Source organism: Prevotella ihumii (assembly GCF_900155655.1).
GTDB classification, from domain to species: Bacteria; Bacteroidota; Bacteroidia; order Bacteroidales; family Bacteroidaceae; genus Prevotella; species Prevotella ihumii.
Map to the genome: position 1 here is coordinate 1,015,757 of NZ_LT706987.1, position 19,325 is coordinate 1,035,081.

The 19,325-nt window shown below is 40.4% G+C and carries 17 protein-coding genes; 13 read left to right on the forward strand and 4 right to left on the reverse strand.

Annotation, left to right across the window (positions count from 1 at the left end):
• Positions 1-447: 447 nt before the first annotated feature.
• From CZ367_RS04815 to CZ367_RS04825, 3 genes are all read right to left on the reverse strand, one after another.
• Positions 448-1,671, reverse strand: coding sequence for a uracil-xanthine permease family protein (locus CZ367_RS04815; RefSeq protein ID WP_077195846.1), 1,224 nt, complete (start codon positions 1,669-1,671; stop codon positions 448-450).
• A gap of 169 nt (positions 1,672-1,840) precedes the next feature.
• Complete coding sequence (locus CZ367_RS04820; protein ID WP_077195847.1) at positions 1,841-2,857, reverse strand: iron ABC transporter permease; 1,017 nt, start codon at positions 2,855-2,857, stop codon at positions 1,841-1,843.
• A gap of 44 nt (positions 2,858-2,901) precedes the next feature.
• Positions 2,902-4,029, reverse strand: coding sequence for an ABC transporter substrate-binding protein (locus tag CZ367_RS04825; RefSeq protein ID WP_077195848.1), 1,128 nt, complete (start codon positions 4,027-4,029; stop codon positions 2,902-2,904).
• 132 nt (positions 4,030-4,161) lie between these two features.
• Here CZ367_RS04825 and CZ367_RS04830 point away from each other — a divergent pair, with 132 nt between their 5' ends.
• On the forward strand, positions 4,162-5,628 hold the full coding sequence (locus CZ367_RS04830) for an SLC13 family permease (protein ID WP_077195849.1): 1,467 nt from the start codon (positions 4,162-4,164) through the stop codon (positions 5,626-5,628).
• 179 nt (positions 5,629-5,807) lie between these two features.
• On the opposite strand, the gene CZ367_RS04835 is transcribed toward CZ367_RS04830, so the two are convergent.
• The gene (locus CZ367_RS04835; protein ID WP_077195850.1) at positions 5,808-6,632 is read right to left on the reverse strand and encodes a DUF5715 family protein; all 825 of its coding nucleotides are present in this window, start codon (positions 6,630-6,632) and stop codon (positions 5,808-5,810) included.
• Between the two features lie 112 nt (positions 6,633-6,744).
• Here CZ367_RS04835 and CZ367_RS04840 point away from each other — a divergent pair, with 112 nt between their 5' ends.
• The 12 genes from CZ367_RS04840 (at position 6,745) to miaA (ending at position 19,321) form a co-directional block, all read left to right on the forward strand.
• The gene (locus tag CZ367_RS04840; RefSeq protein WP_077197367.1) at positions 6,745-7,695 is read left to right on the forward strand and encodes a PhoH family protein; all 951 of its coding nucleotides are present in this window, start codon (positions 6,745-6,747) and stop codon (positions 7,693-7,695) included.
• Positions 7,696-7,720: 25 nt separating this feature from the next.
• Complete coding sequence (locus CZ367_RS04845; RefSeq protein ID WP_077195851.1) at positions 7,721-8,671, forward strand: phosphoribosylaminoimidazolesuccinocarboxamide synthase; 951 nt, start codon at positions 7,721-7,723, stop codon at positions 8,669-8,671.
• Positions 8,672-8,730: 59 nt separating this feature from the next.
• Positions 8,731-9,465, forward strand: a complete 735-nt coding sequence (gene ubiE / locus CZ367_RS04850; RefSeq protein ID WP_077195852.1) for a bifunctional demethylmenaquinone methyltransferase/2-methoxy-6-polyprenyl-1,4-benzoquinol methylase UbiE — start codon at positions 8,731-8,733, stop codon at positions 9,463-9,465.
• A 12-nt stretch (positions 9,466-9,477) separates the two neighbouring features.
• Entirely contained in the window at positions 9,478-10,224 is a 747-nt protein-coding gene (locus CZ367_RS04855; protein ID WP_077195853.1) for a shikimate dehydrogenase family protein, read from the forward strand.
• A gap of 32 nt (positions 10,225-10,256) precedes the next feature.
• The gene (locus CZ367_RS04860; RefSeq protein WP_077195854.1) at positions 10,257-11,420 is read left to right on the forward strand and encodes an AIR synthase-related protein; all 1,164 of its coding nucleotides are present in this window, start codon (positions 10,257-10,259) and stop codon (positions 11,418-11,420) included.
• 69 nt (positions 11,421-11,489) lie between these two features.
• Entirely contained in the window at positions 11,490-12,602 is a 1,113-nt protein-coding gene (gene prfA, locus CZ367_RS04865; RefSeq protein ID WP_077195855.1) for a peptide chain release factor 1, read from the forward strand.
• A 104-nt stretch (positions 12,603-12,706) separates the two neighbouring features.
• Positions 12,707-13,531, forward strand: coding sequence for an orotidine-5'-phosphate decarboxylase (pyrF, locus tag CZ367_RS04870; protein ID WP_077195856.1), 825 nt, complete (start codon positions 12,707-12,709; stop codon positions 13,529-13,531).
• A gap of 362 nt (positions 13,532-13,893) precedes the next feature.
• On the forward strand, positions 13,894-15,114 hold the full coding sequence (locus CZ367_RS04875; RefSeq protein ID WP_077195857.1) for an HD domain-containing protein: 1,221 nt from the start codon (positions 13,894-13,896) through the stop codon (positions 15,112-15,114).
• 49 nt (positions 15,115-15,163) lie between these two features.
• Positions 15,164-16,204, forward strand: coding sequence for a UDP-3-O-(3-hydroxymyristoyl)glucosamine N-acyltransferase (gene lpxD / locus CZ367_RS04880; RefSeq protein WP_077195858.1), 1,041 nt, complete (start codon positions 15,164-15,166; stop codon positions 16,202-16,204).
• Between the two features lie 5 nt (positions 16,205-16,209).
• Positions 16,210-17,598: a bifunctional UDP-3-O-[3-hydroxymyristoyl] N-acetylglucosamine deacetylase/3-hydroxyacyl-ACP dehydratase gene (locus CZ367_RS04885; RefSeq protein ID WP_077195859.1), complete on the forward strand. Its 1,389-nt coding sequence runs from the start codon at positions 16,210-16,212 to the stop codon at positions 17,596-17,598.
• 14 nt (positions 17,599-17,612) lie between these two features.
• Positions 17,613-18,383, forward strand: a complete 771-nt coding sequence (gene lpxA / locus CZ367_RS04890) for an acyl-ACP--UDP-N-acetylglucosamine O-acyltransferase (protein WP_077195860.1) — start codon at positions 17,613-17,615, stop codon at positions 18,381-18,383.
• Between the two features lie 38 nt (positions 18,384-18,421).
• Complete coding sequence (gene miaA / locus CZ367_RS04895; protein WP_077195861.1) at positions 18,422-19,321, forward strand: tRNA (adenosine(37)-N6)-dimethylallyltransferase MiaA; 900 nt, start codon at positions 18,422-18,424, stop codon at positions 19,319-19,321.
• Positions 19,322-19,325: the final 4 nt, after the last annotated feature.

Genomic DNA, 19,325 nt, shown 5'->3' on the forward strand with positions numbered 1-19,325 from the left:
AATTCTCAACAATAGGTAGGTTATAAATAGAACAAAAGCATTAGTCCGAACATATAATGGAGGGTTAAGGTAAAATCGATAAGCCCAAATCGAATGATTTGGGATAAGATAAACATAAAAAACGATATAGCTTTTGTGTATAAAAACTATAGGCTGGTTCTATAAATTACCACCGCATATAGTCATTAATTTTTTATGAAATACGTTTTGTTATCTTTTGGCTTCTTTTTATATAAAACAGGCTGCGCCTCAACCATTCAAACAAGTTTGTTCGCATTCGGCTTGCTCCGTTTTGGTTCAAAATGTAAGTTCGTTCAGTCGTGTAGCTCGCTACATTCCTTCACGCTCTTGCATTTTGACCTCAAAAATAAGTTCAAAATCTAACAAAGCTAATTTATAGAACCAGCCTATATCGTTTTTCTAAAATATTGTGCGCTAAAAAGCTACTTATTGCGCTGCTTCTTCAGCAGTTTCTTCTTTCGACTTTGGCAAGATAAGATTTAGAAGAACACCAACAATAGCCGACAAACCAATACCGCTCATAGCAAAATTGCCAATATTCAACATTGCACCACCAATACCAAGGGTCAATGTTATCGAAATGATAATTGTATTGCGAGTATGGTTAAGGTTTACCTTATGCTGAATAAGATTTTGAACACCCACAGAGGCAATTGTTCCGAATAGTAAAAGCATAATACCACCCAATACAGCTGAAGGAATACTCTGCAACAATGCACTCAATTTACCGATAACAGAGAATACTATGGCAGTAGCAGCTGAAATACGAATAACCTGAGGGTGGGTAACTTTTGTGATACTCATTGCACCCGTCACTTCGCTATATGTGGTTACAGGAGGGCCTCCAAAGAAACTTGCAGCAAGACAAGCCAAGCCATCGCCCAACATAGTGCGGTGAAGTCCTGGTTCTTGTGCAAAGTCTTTGTTTGCCACAGCTCCAACAACATACACATCGCCAATATGCTCGATGACTGGAGCTATAGCCACAGGTATCATATAGAAGAAAGGTTCCCAAGCAAATTGAGGCAAATGGAAGTCGGATAATGCTGGAGGAAGAGCTATCCAAGCGGCTGCCTGTACAGGCGCAAAGTCGACCACGCCCATAAAGATGGCAACAATATAGCCTGCCACAATGCCACAAACCACGGGTACTAACTTGATTAAGCCTTTGCCTAAAGACAATACAAGCACAGCCACAGCAAGCGAGACACAAGCCAAAATCCAATTGGTTTTAGCCATATCCACAGCTGAACTTGACAGCGAAAGTCCAATAAGGATAATCACAGGTCCAATAACAACAGGGGGAAAGAGGGTTTTAAGCAATCGTTGACCTTGCCAACGAATTAACATCGACATAACGAAGTAAACCAACGATACGCCAATGATACCTGCCAATGCGCCAGGCATACCCCACTGCTTCGATGCAGCAATGATGGGAGCAATAAATGCGAATGATGAACCCAAAAAAATAGGAACTTTACCTTTCGTCACTAAATGAAAGATAAAAGTTCCTATACCTGCTGTAAATAACGCTGTTGCGGGGTCTAACCCCACAAGTAAGGGGACGAGAACTGTTGCTCCAAAAGCAACAAAAAGAAACTGAACGCCTACTATCGTTCTTCGGAAGGGTGATAAATTTGTTGTGTCCATATTATTAAAGGTGTATTATCAAAAGCATAAGACCATTGCCTTAAATTTTGGCTGCAAAATTACAAAAAATATTCCATTCGCTTTATAAGATTTTAATATTTTTTTATAAATTTAGAAACCTTCTCATTGCGATCTTTTTACAGTATAGCCGACATCTGTAATTTCTTATCTAACCCCTATTCGACTTTAGCAATACATAGATTACCACGGGTGCCCCAATAAGTGGAGTAACCGCATTGAGTGGCATAATACCATCTTCGCCAGGCAAATAACAAATGATGTTACACAATAAGGCGATAATAGCTCCGCTCAAGATAGTAGACGGAAGCAAAAGACGATGATTTTCGGTAGTAAGAATAAGGCGTGCTATATGCGGAACGGCTAAACCTATAAAGGCTATTGGCCCACAAAAAGCAGTAGTAATGGCTGCCAAAAGCCCTGTAACTACTAAGAGATAATTGCGTACTCGACGAGTGTTAATGCCCAAACTTTCAGCATATTGAGGGCCAAGGAGTAAGGCGTTAAGGGGTTTCATCAGCAACAACGAACAGAATATGCCTATCGAAACTATGCAGACAAACACAGGGATATGCTCCATAGATACACCACCAAAATTGCCAAGTCCCCATATCATATAACTCTTTACACCTTCTTCGGTTGCAAAAAAATTGAGCAAAGATACAACAGACGATGAAACATAGCCCACCATAATTCCGATAATGAGCAAAAGAATACTGTTGCGAATGATTAAAGAAAAGAAAAATACCAATGCCGTTACTGCCATTGCACCAATAAAAGCAGAAATGAGGATGGCTAAAAAGCCTGAAACCGAAAACAAAACAGTGGAAATATTGCCGCCTAAAAGCAACATTACCAATGCCACACCTAAGCCAGCACCAGCGTTAATACCAAACACATCGGGTCCAGCAAGAGGGTTGCGAAAAGCTGTTTGCAACATTAAGCCACTTACAGCCAAAGCCCCACCACAAAACATTGCAGTGATGGCTTGTGGAAGACGATTTTCGAGAACTATGAATTTCCAACTTTCTTTGCCTTCAAACTTACCAAGAACAATATTGAAAACATCATTGAAAGGTATGCGTACCGAACCTATATAAAGATTGAATACGAATAATACCACAATACATAGTGCAAGTAGGAGAAATATACAACTGTCTTTCTTCATCTTTAAGAGCGCATTTACGGATTTGAGAAATAGAGCCTTACACCTTATAAATGATGGTAATAGCGCATCTCACCAAGTTTCAAGTCAGGGTGAAAGAGCTGAATAAGGTCTTGTAAAAGCCAATCGGGACGCCAGCTTACCTCCTCAAAATAAGGTGTTTTATCAACCATACAACCATAAATTTCACCTGTTTTGAAAGGCTTTAGTGCGGCATACCCAGAGTATTCGGCCAAGAGAAGCGACTTGTTCATTGTGGTGTAATAGCTCATTATCCAAAAGTCGGCTTGTCCAGCCTTGTCTAACACAGTTTCGAAAGGTAATGCCAAGCTACCACTCTTTGTATCATTGCTGAAAGCATATTTGCCATTTGCATCTTTATAGAGCAGTCCTACGCTGCTATTACCACCAGGCATATACCACACACTACCTGTCTTACGGTCGGGAAGAACCGAGCGTGTTTGTTTTGAAGTTTTAGCTTTAGCCTTCAATGCTAAATAGTTGGTTTCCATAACTTTAAACAGAGAGTCTGCCTTCGCTTCGCAACCAAAGAGAAGACCATAAAATTTCATCCATTCGGCACGACCCAAAGCTGAAGTTTCCATATAGTCGGCACATTCAATAATTGGGATTTTCACCTCGTCAAGTTTACCATAACCCCCGCTATTTTCGAATGGCGAGAGGAATAAACCATCGGATTGAATGTCGATAATCTTCTCAATATTAGGCTTCATTCCATCGCCACAATCGGCAATAGCACCTGGCTTACCTTGCATTTTCAGTCGTTTGTGTACATCGGGGATAAGCATATATTTTGCATCGGCTACACCTGCAATAGCTTTTTCTTGACCTAACATTTCCAAAAGGTTGGCGTGTGCAGCTGTAAATATCACACTGCGTTTGATAGGAATTTGCACAATTGTACCATCAGAATGATTTTCTGCCTTCTCAGCATCATTTACCAAATAATAGGTATGCAATATCTCGCCTTCCTTCCACGGATTTTTTAAGCAGACTTTCGTGCCCTCTTCGGTACGTTCCATCATTATATTCTTTGCATATTTGAACACTAAGGTGCTATCATTTGAAACTTTTTGTGTGCTATCGCTTTGTTTTTGATTACAACTAATCAAAAAAAATAATATAAAGAGGTAGAATATACTTATTTTACGCATAATGATAACAAATTTTCTACAAAACTACAAAAAAACTTCCATATAAGTATAAGTTTGAAAAATTTTTAGTATTTTAGCAAATGTATTATACAAATGACATATTATCGTTAATTCATTTAATTTTTAAACACCATGACTGAGAACGAAACAAATCGAATGACAAATCACTTTGAAGCAAAGAAAGTTTGGCAACTTTTAGGCATCGCCTTGGTAACATCAATTGTTTGGAACCTTCCAATTACTGCTTTTGGAATTGACGGACTTACGGTAGTACAACAACGCATCATTGCAATTTTTGCGTTTGCAACCCTTGCTTGGCTCACAGAATGTATTCCTGCGTGGGCAACATCATTGGCGATTATGACAATAATGTGCGTAACGGTTTCGGAAAACTCATTAGAATTTTTCAAAGGTGAAGGAATAGGCGATTTACTTCACTCTAAAGATATTATGGCATCGTTTGCCGACCCAATTATAATGTTGTTCTTGGCTGGCTTTATTTTGGCAATCGCCGCATCAAAATCAGGTTTGGACACGTTATTGGCTAAGAATATGATTCGCCCATTTGGTAAGAAGAGCGAGAATGTATTGCTTGGTTTCCTCATTATTACGGGTCTTTTCTCTATGTTCATTTCAAATACTGCCACAGCAGCCTTGATGTTAACTTTCTTGACACCTGTATTTGCGGCTCTTCCTGCGAATGGTAAAGGGCGCATAGCACTCACGATGTCGATACCATTGGCAGCCAATTTGGGCGGAATGGGTACACCTATCGGAACTCCTCCAAATATGATTGCATTGAAATTTCTCAATGACCCAGAAGGCTTAAATCTTGGTATTGGCTTTGGCGAATGGGCAATGTTTATGATACCGCTTGTTATCATTATTATTTTCATTGCGTGGCGAATGCTGTTAATATTCTTCCCTTTCAGCAAAAAGACCATCGACTTGGAAATTGATGGTGAAATTCATAAGGGTTGGCGTATGTGGGTTGTGATTGCAACATTCGTCGTTACCATCCTTTTATGGGTCATTCCAAGCAAGTTGACAGGCATCAACACAAACACGGTGGCAATGATTCCGATGGGCGTATTTGCTATTACGGGCGTAATAACAGCAAAAGACTTGCAACAAATAGATTGGAGTGTGATTTGGATGGTTGCAGGAGGATTTGCCTTAGGATTAGGAATGAATGGTTCGGGATTGGCCGATGTAGCCATAGAGAGTATTCCATTTGCCAATTGGAGTCCAATAGTTATTCTCCTTATTTCAGGGCTCATCTGCTATTTCCTCTCTAATTTCATTTCAAATACTGCTACAGCAGCCCTCTTAATGCCTATTTTGGCTGTAGTATGTAAGGGTATGGGCGACAAGCTTAGCGTGATTGGTGGTACAAGCACAGTGCTCATAGGTATTGCCATTGCAGCTTCTACAGCTATGTGTTTGCCTATCTCTACCCCACCTAATGCCATTGCTTACTCAACAGGATTGATTAAGCAGAAAGATATGCTAAAGGCAGGACTTACTTGTGGTATCATTTCACTCGTATTAGGCTATATTCTCCTCTTTACCATTGGAGAGCTTCATTTATTGGGATAAACTATAATACACAAAAGCCAACAAGGAGAAACTTGTTGGCTTTTGTTTTTCAAGCACTATTGGACTTGTTTTAAACCCAAATCGGTCATTAGCCCGCAAAGGCTTTTTAAAGCGTTTAGAAGCTATATTGACTACGGATATAAAAACAAGAATGAAGCCTAAGAACGCATAAGACAATCTTAACGCACAGTGATATGGAAACAACCTTGGCGTTTTTCGTACTTTATATAGCAACGCCCTTGTTTTCGCAAATCGTTAAGCACTTCGCTTAATACCCATTTTAACGTATCGTCACGAACAGGACGAGTAATGGCAGAATACTTATTATAGGCTATATCAAACGTTGTGCCGTAAAGATGGCAGCTGTTTTCAGTGGCATTGCCATTGCGTTTCTGAAGTGCAGCAACATCTTCCTTTGTACGAAGCACGCTTGTTACAATAATTTTATTTAAAGGAATGTGCTTAATCTGCAGACTATCAAAGAAGTTTCGCCCTATGTCTTGCAACAAAATAGAGGCACGAGGTACAAGATAAGCCACGCTATTATGAAGTTTTTTTACTTCAAAGAAAGGGTTACTTCCCACATATACCAACTCCTTCTTCCTCGACTCTGCATCTACACGATTTTCAACTGCACGTACTGCATACTTTAATGCCGACTCTAACTGCACCGATTGAGAGTCAGGGAAGCTCTCATCATAATCCACAACTCCGCGAATACGATGTTTTAAGATTTCACCCTTAGCGTCATAAAATGTAGTAAGGGGTAAGGGAGATACATAAGATTGTTGCACAACCTTTAGCGAATCGTCTTTTCCGCCATCGATACCAAAAGCAGTTAAAGTTTCAGTTACATTATTTTCTATTTGCAGCGAATCGCTATTCAAGCCAGTCTTACCATTTGCAATTGACGGAAACAATAGCCTTACAACAGCAAGACAAGACGTTACTGCCATAAAACCAAGTAAAAAATTATTTTTTGTTATCTTTCGCTTACTTTTCATTGGTACAAAGATAGCAATTTTTTAAGATATTCAAGCTATAAGAACTAATATTTATTTGCGAGGTTCAGCTATTTATATTAACTTTGCACCATTAATATAATAGGTGAAGAAATTGATAGAAAAGCATATTATCCTTGAAGACATTGACCCCGTAGTATTCTACGGCGTGAGCAACGTGCATTTGCAGATGATAAAATCGCTCTTTCCAAAAGTAAGAATAGTGGCACGCGATAACGTTATTCGAGTATTGGGTGATGAAGAACAAATAGCAAAGTTGGAAGAAGATGTTGAAAAACTCCGCAAACACATCGTGAGGTATAATACTATCAGTGAAGAGGATATACTCGACATTGTGAATGGTCGCCAAGCTAAGGCAGACAGCGTAAAAGGAGTATTGGTTTATTCGGTTTCGGGCAGACCTATTAAAAGCCGTTCTGAAAACCAACAACAGCTTGTTGATGCTTTTAATAAGAATGATATGGTGTTTGCTGTTGGGCCTGCAGGAACAGGTAAGACTTATCTAAGCATTGCCTTGGCAGTAAAAGCATTGAAAGAGAAATCTATCAAACGAATTATTCTTTCTCGACCCGCAGTAGAGGCAGGCGAAAAGTTAGGCTTTTTGCCAGGAGATATGAAAGATAAGATAGACCCATATCTACAACCGCTTTACGATGCATTGGAAGATATGATACCTACAGTAAAATTGCAAGATATGATGGATAAACATCAAATTCAGATTGCACCGCTTGCCTTTATGCGTGGACGCACACTGAATGATGCTATCGTTATTCTTGATGAGGCACAAAATACAACTACAGCCCAAATAAGAATGTTTCTCACTCGCTTAGGGTGGAACTCCAAAATGATAATAACGGGCGATATGACTCAAATAGACCTTCCACACAATCAGAAAAGTGGACTAAAAGAGGCATTAAGCATTCTTTCTAACACGGAAGGAATTGGAGTTGTAAATCTCGACCAAAAAGATATAGTTAGACATAAGCTTGTTACACGCATCGTTACAGCATACGAGGCGTTCGACAAAGCTAAACAAGAACAATAACAATCGACTCCTAAAAATAAAAAAAATGAAAGCATTGACAAAGACCGAATTCAAGTTCGAAGGACAAAAGAGTGTTTACCACGGCAAAGTACGTGATGTTTACGACATCAACGATGACCTTATCGTTATGGTGGCAACCGACCGTATTTCAGCTTTTGATGTAGTTTTGCCTAAAGGTATTCCATTCAAAGGTCAAGTATTGAACCAAATTGCAGCCAAATTCTTAGACCAAACTACAGATATTTGTCCTAACTGGAAACTTGCTACACCAGACCCAATGGTGACAGTAGGCTTGAAGTGCGAAGGCTTCAAGGTAGAAATGATTATTCGTTCTATCCTTACAGGTTCGGCTTGGAGAGATTATAAGAATGGCTGCCGTGAGATTTGCGGTGTTAAACTTCCAGACGGAATGCGTGAAAATGAACGTTTCCCCGAACCAATCATCACTCCTACAACCAAAGCTGACGAAGGTCATGATATGAACATTTCAAAAGAGGAAATCATTAAACAAGGTATTGTTTCTGAAGAGGATTATAACACAATTGAAGATTGGACACGTAAAATTTTTGCACGTGGACAGGAGATTGCAGCAAAGCAAGGTCTTATCCTCGTTGATACAAAATATGAATTTGGAAAGCGTGACGGTCAGTGTTATCTCATTGATGAAATTCATACACCAGACTCAAGTCGCTACTTCTATGCTGAAGGCTATGAAGAAAAATTGGCAAAGGGTGAACCTCAACGTCAGTTGTCAAAAGAGTTTGTGCGTCAATGGTTGATAGAACACAACTTTATGAACGAGCCAGGACAAACTATGCCTGAAATTACAGACGAATATGCTGAAAGCGTAAGCGAACGTTACATTGAGTTGTACGAGCATATCACTGGCGAGAAGTTTGATAAAGCTACTGACAACACAGATATAGCAGCAAGAATAGAAAAGAACGTGAGCGAATACCTTGCAACAAGAAAGTAAAAAGGAATAAGCTCATTACCGAAAATAGAATACTTCTAACGGCAAATAAATATTAGCACGTGTATAATCAAGAAAAGATTAAACCTTACAACAGCCAAGAGGAAAAGGGAAAAGTGGTAGAAGCAATGTTCGACAACATTGCTCCTACCTATGATACACTTAACCATCGCCTTTCGTGGAATATAGACAAAGGGTGGCGAAGAAAAGCTATCCAACAGCTCGTGCCTTTCAAGCCTGAAACAATGCTCGACATTGCAACAGGAACTGGCGACTTTGCAATTCTTGCAGCAAAGATGCTGTCTCCTCGTGCGTTGATAGGTGCTGATATTTCGGAGGGAATGATGGAGATTGGGCGTGAAAAGGTGAAGAAAGAAGGCTTAGAGGGCGTTATTTCGTTCCAAAAAGAAGATTGTCTGAACCTTACTTTCCCAACTGACACATTCGATGCCGTTACCGCTGCTTTCGGAATAAGAAACTTTCAAGACCTTGAAAAAGGACTTTCGGAAATGTATCGTGTATTAAAACAAGGTGGACACTTATGTATCATCGAGCTTACCACGCCCATACATTTCCCAATGCGCCAATTGTTTGGGGTCTACTCTAAAGTTGTACTGCCGTTCTATGGACGCTTAATTTCAAAGGACAGCAGTGCATACGATTATTTGAACAAGACAATAGCGGCCTTTCCACAAGGAGAGAAGATGATGGAGATACTTCGGCGTGCAGGCTTTAGTAAGACTTCGTTCAAACGACTCACCTTCGGAATATGTACAATGTATTTGGCTGAAAAATAAACTAAACGGCTTATGGATAAATATGGACTTATAGGTGTTACCTTAGAACATTCGTTTTCAAAAGGTTTTTTCAATGAGAAATTCCAAAACGAAGGTATCGATGCCGAGTATATCAATTATGCTATACCGTCAATAGATAACCTCTTAGAAATTCTCAACACCAATACCGAACTTAAAGGGTTAAACGTCACCATTCCATACAAGGAACAAGTGATGAAATATCTTGATGCCATAAGCCCTGAAGCCAAAGCCATTGGAGCTGTTAATGTAATCCGTGTGGAACATAAGGGCAACAAACCTTATCTCAAAGGTTTCAATAGCGATGTTATAGGCTTCACCCGAAGCATCGAACCATTGCTCGAGCGTTATCACAAAAAGGCATTGATACTTGGTACAGGTGGAGCTGCAAAAGCTGTAAACTATGGTCTGAAGTCGTTAGGCATCGAAACTCAATATGTTTCAAGACGACGTTCACTCAATAGTCTTATCTATGATGATATTTCGCCAAAGCTGATAAAAGAGTTCAACGTAATCATTAACTGCACTCCATTGGGTATGTATCCTAATGTAGAAGAATGTCCAAAGCTGCCTTACGAGGCAATGGACAGCCACACACTCTTGTACGATTTGCTGTACAACCCTGACGAAACGCTTTTTATGCGTAAAGGTAAGGAACACGGAGCTGTGGTAAAAAACGGATTAGAGATGCTTCTCTTGCAAGCCTTTGCAAGCTGGGAGTTTTGGAATAGTAAGGATTAAAAGGAATAATAAACCAATATATAGTCATAACAATGAATAACAGATACGCAATGCGTGGTGTAAGCGCAGCAAAAGAAGACGTACACAACGCAATTAAAAACATCGACAAAGGCATTTTTCCACAGGCTTTTTGCAAAATCATTCCCGATGTATTAGGAGGTGATGAGGAATATTGTAACATTATGCACGCCGATGGTGCGGGTACAAAGTCATCACTTGCTTATATGTACTGGAAAGAAACGGGCGACCTCAATGTATGGAAAGGCATTGCACAAGATGCCATTGTTATGAATACTGACGACCTCTTGTGCGTAGGAGCAGTAGACAATATCTTGGTTTCATCAACCATTGGACGCAATAAGATGCTCATTTCGGGTGAAGTAATTTCAGCTATCATCAACGGAACTGACGAATTGCTATCTGAAATGCGAGAAATGGGAATTGGTATCTACCCTACTGGCGGAGAAACAGCCGACGTGGGCGACCTTGTTCGCACAATTATTGTCGACTCAACAGTAACCTGCCGTATGAAACGTACTGATGTTATAGACAATGCAAATATTCGCCCGGGGGATGTGATTGTAGGTTTGAGTTCTACGGGACAAGCTACTTACGAGAAAAAGTATAATGGCGGTATGGGCAGTAATGGTCTTACAAGTGCGCGCCACGATGTTTTCGCAAAGTATTTAGCAGAAAAATATCCCGAAAGCTTCGACCACGCCGTACCTAACGATTTGGTTTATAGCGGCAAATACAGATTAGACGACAAGGTAGAGAATAGCCCTATCAACGCAGGCGAATTAGTACTCTCTCCTACTCGCACATACGCACCAGTGATAAAGCGCATTCTTGATGAGCTTCGTCCTGAAATCCACGGTATGGTACATTGCACAGGGGGCGCACAAACCAAGGTATTACACTTTGTAAACGACAACTGCAAGGTGGTGAAAGACAATATGTTCCCAGTGCCACCATTGTTCCAAGCCATAAAAGATTGCAGCGGAACAGACTGGAAAGAAATGTATCAGGTGTTCAATATGGGTCACAGAATGGAGATATATGTACGTCCGGAAATTGCAGAAAAGGTTATCGCAATCAGCAAGTCGTTTAATATTGATGCCCAAGTGATAGGACACATCGAAGAAGGACAAAAGAGCCTTACCATCAAGAGCGAATTTGGAGAATTTAATTATTAATAAAAGCAGTCGTTAAGGCAACTGATAAGTTCCCTTAAAAAAGATAACGACTGAAAATAAAAACCATATATGCCAGATAATAATAGTATATTGCAAAAGCTTGACGGCCTTGAGGCTCGCTTTGAAGAAGTTTCTACTTTGATAACCGACCCAGATGTCATTGCTGACCAGCAAAGATATGTCAAGCTAACAAAGGAATACAAAGACTTGGGCGACATAATGAATGCTCGCAAACGTTATATCAACTGCCTCACTACCATCAGTGAAGCAAAGGATATAATTACCAATGAGAGCGACCCAGATATGAAGGAAATGGCTCGAATGGAGTTGAGCGAAAATGAGGAACTCCAACCTAAACTGGAAGAAGAAATCAAGATGTTGCTCGTTCCTAAAGACCCTGAAGATGACAAGAATGTACAGATGGAAATTCGTGCAGGAGCCGGTGGCGATGAGGCTGCCCTCTTTGCAGGCGACATCTTTAATATGTACAAGCGTTTCTGCGATAAGAAAGGTTGGACTTTAGCCATCACGTCCGTGTCAGAAGGTGCTGTGGGAGGCTTTAAGGAAATAGACTTTGCTGTTTCGGGCGATGGAGTTTACGGCATATTGAAATATGAATCGGGCGTACACCGTGTGCAGCGTGTACCTTCAACCGATACACAAGGACGTATGCAGACATCAGCAGCAACGGTGGCAGTGCTCCCTGAAGCCGACAAGTTTGAGGTAAATATCAATGAAGGCGACATCAAGTGGGACACTTTCCGCTCAAGTGGTGCAGGTGGTCAGAACGTAAATAAGGTAGAGTCGGGTGTGCGTTTGCGCTATCCTTGGAAGAATCCTAATACAGGCGAGACAGAAGAAATCCTCATCGAATGTACCGAAACGCGCGACCAACCTAAGAATAAGGAACGTGCATTGTCGCGCCTTCGCACATTCATTTACGACAGAGAGCATCAAAAGTATGTAGACGATATAGCAAGCAGACGAAAGAGTCTTGTTTCTACGGGCGACCGCTCAGCTAAAATTCGCACCTACAACTATCCACAAGGACGTGTAACCGACCACCGCATAGGTTATACCACACACGACTTGCCAAACTTTATGAATGGCGAAATCCAAGATATGATAGATGCACTGACCGTAGCCGAGAATGCTGAAAAGCTGAAAGAAAACGAATTATAATATAAGGGAATGCAGCTAAAGTAGTTTGATAATCAACTACTTTAACTGCATTTTTTTTATCTAATAAATTAAGATTTTACACCTTATATAAATATATCAGAACGATGAACAGACAAGAATTAGTAGCACAGATATTCGCTAAGAAATCGTTTCTTTGCGTAGGTTTAGACACCGACCTTAACAAAATCCCCCCTCACCTCCTAAAAGAAGAAAATCCTATCTTTGCGTTCAATAAGCAAATTATAGATGCAACCGCCCCTTACTGCGTAGCTTATAAGCCTAACCTTGCATTTTACGAATGTTATGGTTCGAAGGGCATCATTGCTTTTGAACAGACTGTAACTTACCTCAAAGAAAACTATCCTCACCACTTCATCATCGCTGATGCAAAGCGTGGCGACATAGGCAACACATCGAAGATGTACGCACAAACTTTCTTTGAAGAGTACGACCTCGACTCACTCACCGTTGCTCCTTATATGGGTGAAGACTCGGTAAAGCCATTCTTAGAATATGAAGGTAAATGGGTTATCCTCCTTGCACTGACAAGCAACAAGGGAAGCCACGATTTCCAATTGTGCGAGGACAAAGAGGGAGTTCGCTTATTCGAAAAAGTAATCAAAAAGTCGCAAGAATGGGGCACTCCCAACAATCTAATGTACGTTGTAGGTGCAACCCAAGGTTCTATGTTTACCGATATTCGCCGCATAGCTCCCGAAAGTTTCCTCCTTGTTCCTGGCGTAGGTGCACAAGGTGGCAGCTTGCAAGAGGTGTGCAAGTACGGCATTATAAAAGATTGCGGACTATTGGTAAATTCTTCACGTGGCATCATCTATGCAAGCAAGGAGGAAAGCTTTGCAGAAGTAGCTGCACAAAAGGCTAAAGAATTGCAAGAAGAGATGGCTATCGAACTCGATAAGTTGGCATAAAACTCTGTTTTAAAGTTGAGTATAAAAAGAAGAATAGAACAATCTAAAATAGCTAACAAACATGCTGCTTTAGATTTATAAACAACTGACATACAACAACTTACATATACACTTGTAAAACATATATGTTTGACACCCCAAAACATATATGTTTTACCCTCTCAAAGTTCAACTTTGGGAACTCCAAACATCAATGTTTTGCTTTTCAAAGATTGATGTATAAAAAGCAATTGTTCGGTTATGGAAAAATAGAACAATAACTAACGATGGCAAAAAGATTGTATTGAAGATAAGAAAACTGCATCTAAAAGAAGTGAAAAGTTTTACCTTATTATATACAGATACGAGAAAAAAGACGCACAATGAATGAATGTAAAATTATAAGCGACCCAGTTTTTGGGTTTATCAAAATACCAAGAGGCTTGCTCTTGGACATTGTTAAGCACCCTTTGATGCAACGCCTCACTCGAATAAAGCAATTGGGCTTAGCATCAGTGGTTTATCCTGGGGCTCAACACACTCGCTTCCAACATTCATTGGGCGCATTCCATCTGATGAGCGAAGCCATTCTTTCGCTCCAACAAAAAGGGATATTCATTTTCGATAGCGAGGCTGAAGCCATTCAGGCAGCCATATTAATGCACGATATAGGACACGGTCCATTCTCACACGTACTTGAAAATACCCTCATTAAAGGCATTTCGCACGAAGAAATATCGCTGATGTTAATGGATAAAATCAATCACGATATGAATGGAGCATTGACCCTTGCTATCAAGATATTCAAGAACGAATACCCCAAACGTTTTCTACACCAACTCATTAGTAGTCAGTTGGATATGGACAGAATGGACTACCTCCGCCGTGATAGTTTCTTTACGGGTGTAACCGAAGGAGTGATTGGGTCGGCACGCATTATTAAGATGCTCAATGTGGTAGACGATGCTTTGGTGGTTGATGCAAAAGGCATCTACTCTATCGAGAACTATCTCACCTCACGCCGTTTGATGTATTGGCAAGTATATCTACACAAAACCACCGTGGGTTATGAAAAGATATTGGTTAATGTGCTACTCCGCGCCAAAGCACTTATTCGCCAAGGCGAGCAATTATTTGCCCCTCCTGCCCTCGCCTATTTCCTTGAAAATGAAGTAGATGCTGCTTTCTTCAAATCACATACAGAGGCATTAGACCATTATATTCAGTTAGACGATAACGATGTATGGAGTACGATAAAGGAATGGACAAAAAGTAAGGATAAAATACTGTCGCTTTTAGCTTCCGACTTTATCAATCGCCAACTTTTCAAGGTTGAAATCCACGATGAACCTATTTCAACCCAAGCCATTGACGACTGCAAGCAGACGCTCAGTAAAGCCTTAGGGATAGCCATTGACGACACAAAATATCTGATGGGAATAGACACCATTCAGAAAGATATGTATGATGTAAACGACGACCACATTAGCATTTTGTCAAAGGATGGTACGTTAAAAGATATTGCAGAAGCGTCCGAACTTCTCAATGTGGAACTTCTTTCCAAAAAAATTCGTAAATATTACTTTTGTTATCATCGTATCTAACAAAAGTTTGCTATCTTTGCAGATATAAGCTATCATGATATAATAGAATATGGAATTTACCGCAAAACAAATCGCACAGTTCATACAAGGTAGTGTGGAAGGTGATGAAAATACAACGATTAACACCTTTGCTAAGATTGAAGAAGGTAGAGCAGGCGCAATATCTTTCCTTGCAAACCCTAAATATACACATTATCTGTATGATACAGAGTGTTCTATCGTTCTCGTAGACGAAAGCATCAATATAGATAAACCTACCAAAGCTACGCTCATCAGAGTGAAAAACGCACGCGATTGTGTTGCAAAATTGCTCCAACTCTATGAGAATATGAAGCCTAAAAGGCAAGGAATTGATACCTTAGCTTTTGTTTCTCCTAAAGCTACAATTGGTGAGAATGTATATATCGGAGCTTTTGCTTATATTGGCGACAACGTAGTGATAGGCGATGGCACTCAGATTTACCCACACGCCACCATTATGGAAAACATTTCTATAGGTTGCAATTGTATTATCTATCCTAACGTTAGCATCTACCACGGAACTAAGATTGGCAACAATGTCATTCTCCATTCGGGTTGTGTAGTTGGTGCAGATGGCTTCGGCTTTGCTCCAAATGCAGACACTAATAGTTACGACAAGATACCACAAATAGGTATTGTAACCATTGAAGACGATGTAGAAATTGGCGCAAATACGTGTATCGACCGCTCAACAATGGGTAGCACCTACATACGCAAGGGCGTAAAACTTGATAATCTTGTGCAGATAGCGCACAATACCGACATAGGATCGAACACTGTGATGAGTGCTCAAGTAGGAATTGCAGGCTCTACCAAGGTGGGAGAATGGTGTATGTTCGGCGGTCAAGTGGGCTTAGCTGGACATATAAAAATAGGTAATAAGGTCTTCTTAGGCGCACAGTCTGGAATTATCAGCAACCTTAAAGACGAACAGTCGCTTATGGGAAGCCCTGCTATCGAACCACGTAACTTCTTCAAGTCGCAAGCTATTTTTAAGCGACTTCCAGAGATGTATAAAGAAATTGACACACTAAAAAAAGAAATAGAAGAACTGAAAAAGAATAAATAAGATATATGGAAACAGCAAAACAGAAAACACTAAAGGGGAGTTTCTCGCTCTTTGGCAAAGGCTTACACACAGGTCTAAGTCTTACTGTTACTTTTAATCCTGCTCCAGACAACACGGGTTATAAAATACAACGTATAGACCTGGAAGGTCAACCTATTATAGACGCTATTGCAGAAAACGTAATCGACACACAGCGTGGAACGGTAATTGCAAAGGGCGAAGCACGTGTGAGTACTATCGAACACGGATTGGCTGCCCTCTATGCAATGGGAATAGACAACTGTCTTATTCAAATCAATGGTCCTGAATTTCCTATCCTTGATGGCTCTGCAATAATGTACGTAGAGAAGATTAACGAAGTTGGAATTGTTGAACAGAACACACCAAAGGATTATTACATCATTCGTAAGAAGATGGAATATAAAGATGCCAATGGCAGTGTGATTACCATTCTTCCTGACGAACATTTCTCTATCACAGCAATGTGTTCGTTCGATTCAAAGTTTATTAGCAGTCAGTTTGCAACGTTAGATAATATTGATAAGTTCGCAAAAGAGATTGCCCCTGCCCGCACATTCGTATTTGTACGCGACATTATGCCATTGTTACAGGCTAATCTCATCAAAGGTGGCGACTTAGACAATGCTATTGTAATTTACGAAAGACAGGTAGAGCAGGAAACACTCGACCAGTTGGCAGACCTCCTTCGTGTACCACGTATGGACGCATCGCAAATAGGATATATCCAAACCAAACCTTTGATGTGGGATAATGAATGTACACGCCACAAGTTGTTAGACATCATTGGCGACGTGGCATTGATTGGTAAACCTATCAAAGGTCGCATCGTGGCTACTCGCCCTGGTCACACAGTAAACAACAAGTTTGCCCGAATGATACGCAAAGACATTCGCAAACACAAAATACAAGCACCTATCTATGACCCAAACGAAGAGCCTTTAATGGACAATATTCGCATTAGAGAGTTACTTCCACACCGCTACCCTATGCAGCTGATTGACAAAGTTATAGCTATGGGTTCAAATAGCATTGTCGGTGTTAAAAACATCACAGCCAACGAACCGTTCTTCCAAGGTCATTTCCCACAAGAACCTACTATGCCAGGGGTGCTTCAGATTGAAGCAATGGCGCAGTGTGGCGGTTTGTTGGTATTATCGCGATTGGAAGAGCCTGAACGATGGTCTACCTATTTCTTAAAGATAGACAATGTAAAGTTCCGCCAGAAGGTTACACCAGGTGACACCCTACTCTTCCGTGTCGAACTTTTAGGTCCTGTGCGTCACGACATCAGCTCAATGAGAGGCTATATATTTGTTGGCGACACCGTAGTGGCTGAAGCAACATTTACAGCCCAAATAGTAAAAAATAAGTAATTATAGATATTGAAATGAATAATATTAGTCCATTAGCATTTGTGCATCCTAATGCAAAATTAGGTGATGGAAACATTATAGGTCCGTTTTGTTACATTGACGACAATACGGTTATTGGCAATAACAACAATCTACTCAATAGCGTAACCATTCACACAGGAGCACGTATTGGCGATAATAACGAGTTCTTCCCTGGAGCAAGCATCTCTACTAAACCACAAGATTTGAAGTTTAAAGGCGAAGTAACGACTTGTGAAATTGGCAATAACAACTCTATTCGTGAAAATGTTACCATCTCACGTGGCACAGCTTCAAAGGGAAAAACCATTGTAGGGAGCAATAACTTGTTGATGGAGAATATGCACATTGCACACGATTGTATCATTGGGTCGAATATTATCATTGGCAATTCTACAAAGTTGGCAGGTGAAGTAACAGTAGAAGATTTTGCAATCATCTCAGCAGCAGTGCTTTGTCACCAATTTTGCAACATTGGACGCAATGTGATGATACAAGGCGGAAGCAGATTTTCACAAGACATACCTCCATATATAATTGCTGGGCGTGACCCTATTCGCTATATGGGGCTCAATTTGGTAGGCTTACGCCGTAAAGGTTTTTCTAATGAACAGATAGACCAAATTCATAATGCTTACAGATTGCTTTATGGAGAAGGCACACGAGAAGAAAACATTCAAAAGATAAAGGAAACTATGCCTTTAACGACTGAAATTGAACACATTATAGAGTTTGTCCAAGCTTCTTCACGTGGTATTATTAAATAAATGGTGAAAGCTAACTCATAGTCTTAAACTATTTTATTTTGAAGAAACAAACCCTCATTGTTATAACTGGTCCTACGGGAGTGGGGAAAACCGAACTCGCACTCCGTATGGCTGAACATCTTTCAGTACCTATTGTCAATGCTGATTCGCGTCAGATTTATGCGGAATTGCCAATAGGTACTGCTGCTCCTACCCCCGAACAACTCAAGCGTGTAAAACATTACTTTGTGGGTAGCCATAGCGTTACCGACTACTATTCTGCAAGTATGTATGAGCAGGATGTACTCAGCATTCTGGCGGCTCACCCTCAGTCTAACTTTCTTCTTTCTGGTGGCTCAATGATGTATATTGATGCTGTTTGCAACGGCATTGATGACATTCCAACCATAAAAGACGAAATTCGCACGTTGATGATGCAACGCTATGAAGAGGAAGGACTTGAACCTTTATGCGACGAACTTAGAAAGCTTGACCCTGAATATTGGGAAATAGTAGACCGAAAGAACCATCGTCGTGTTATTCACGCTTTAGAAATATGCCATCAAACAGGCAAGACCTATACTTCATTCCGTACCAATGAGAAGAAAGAAAGACCCTTTGATGTGATAAAGATAGGACTAAACCGTGAGCGTGAAGAACTTTACCACCGCATCAACCAACGTACACTGCAAATGATAGCCGATGGTATCATTGAGGAAGCAAAAGAGATGTACAAATATAGACATCTTAATGCGCTGAACACGGTAGGCTACAAAGAAATGTTTGAGTATCTTGATGGACTTACAACACTCGATGAAACCATCTTTAAGCTGCAAAGCAACACACGCAGATATGCACGCAAACAACTCACTTGGTTCAAAAAAGACGCCCAAATGAGATGGTTCAACCCCGATAACATTGAAGAAATATTAAATTATACCACATCTCTGCTTGCATAAACAA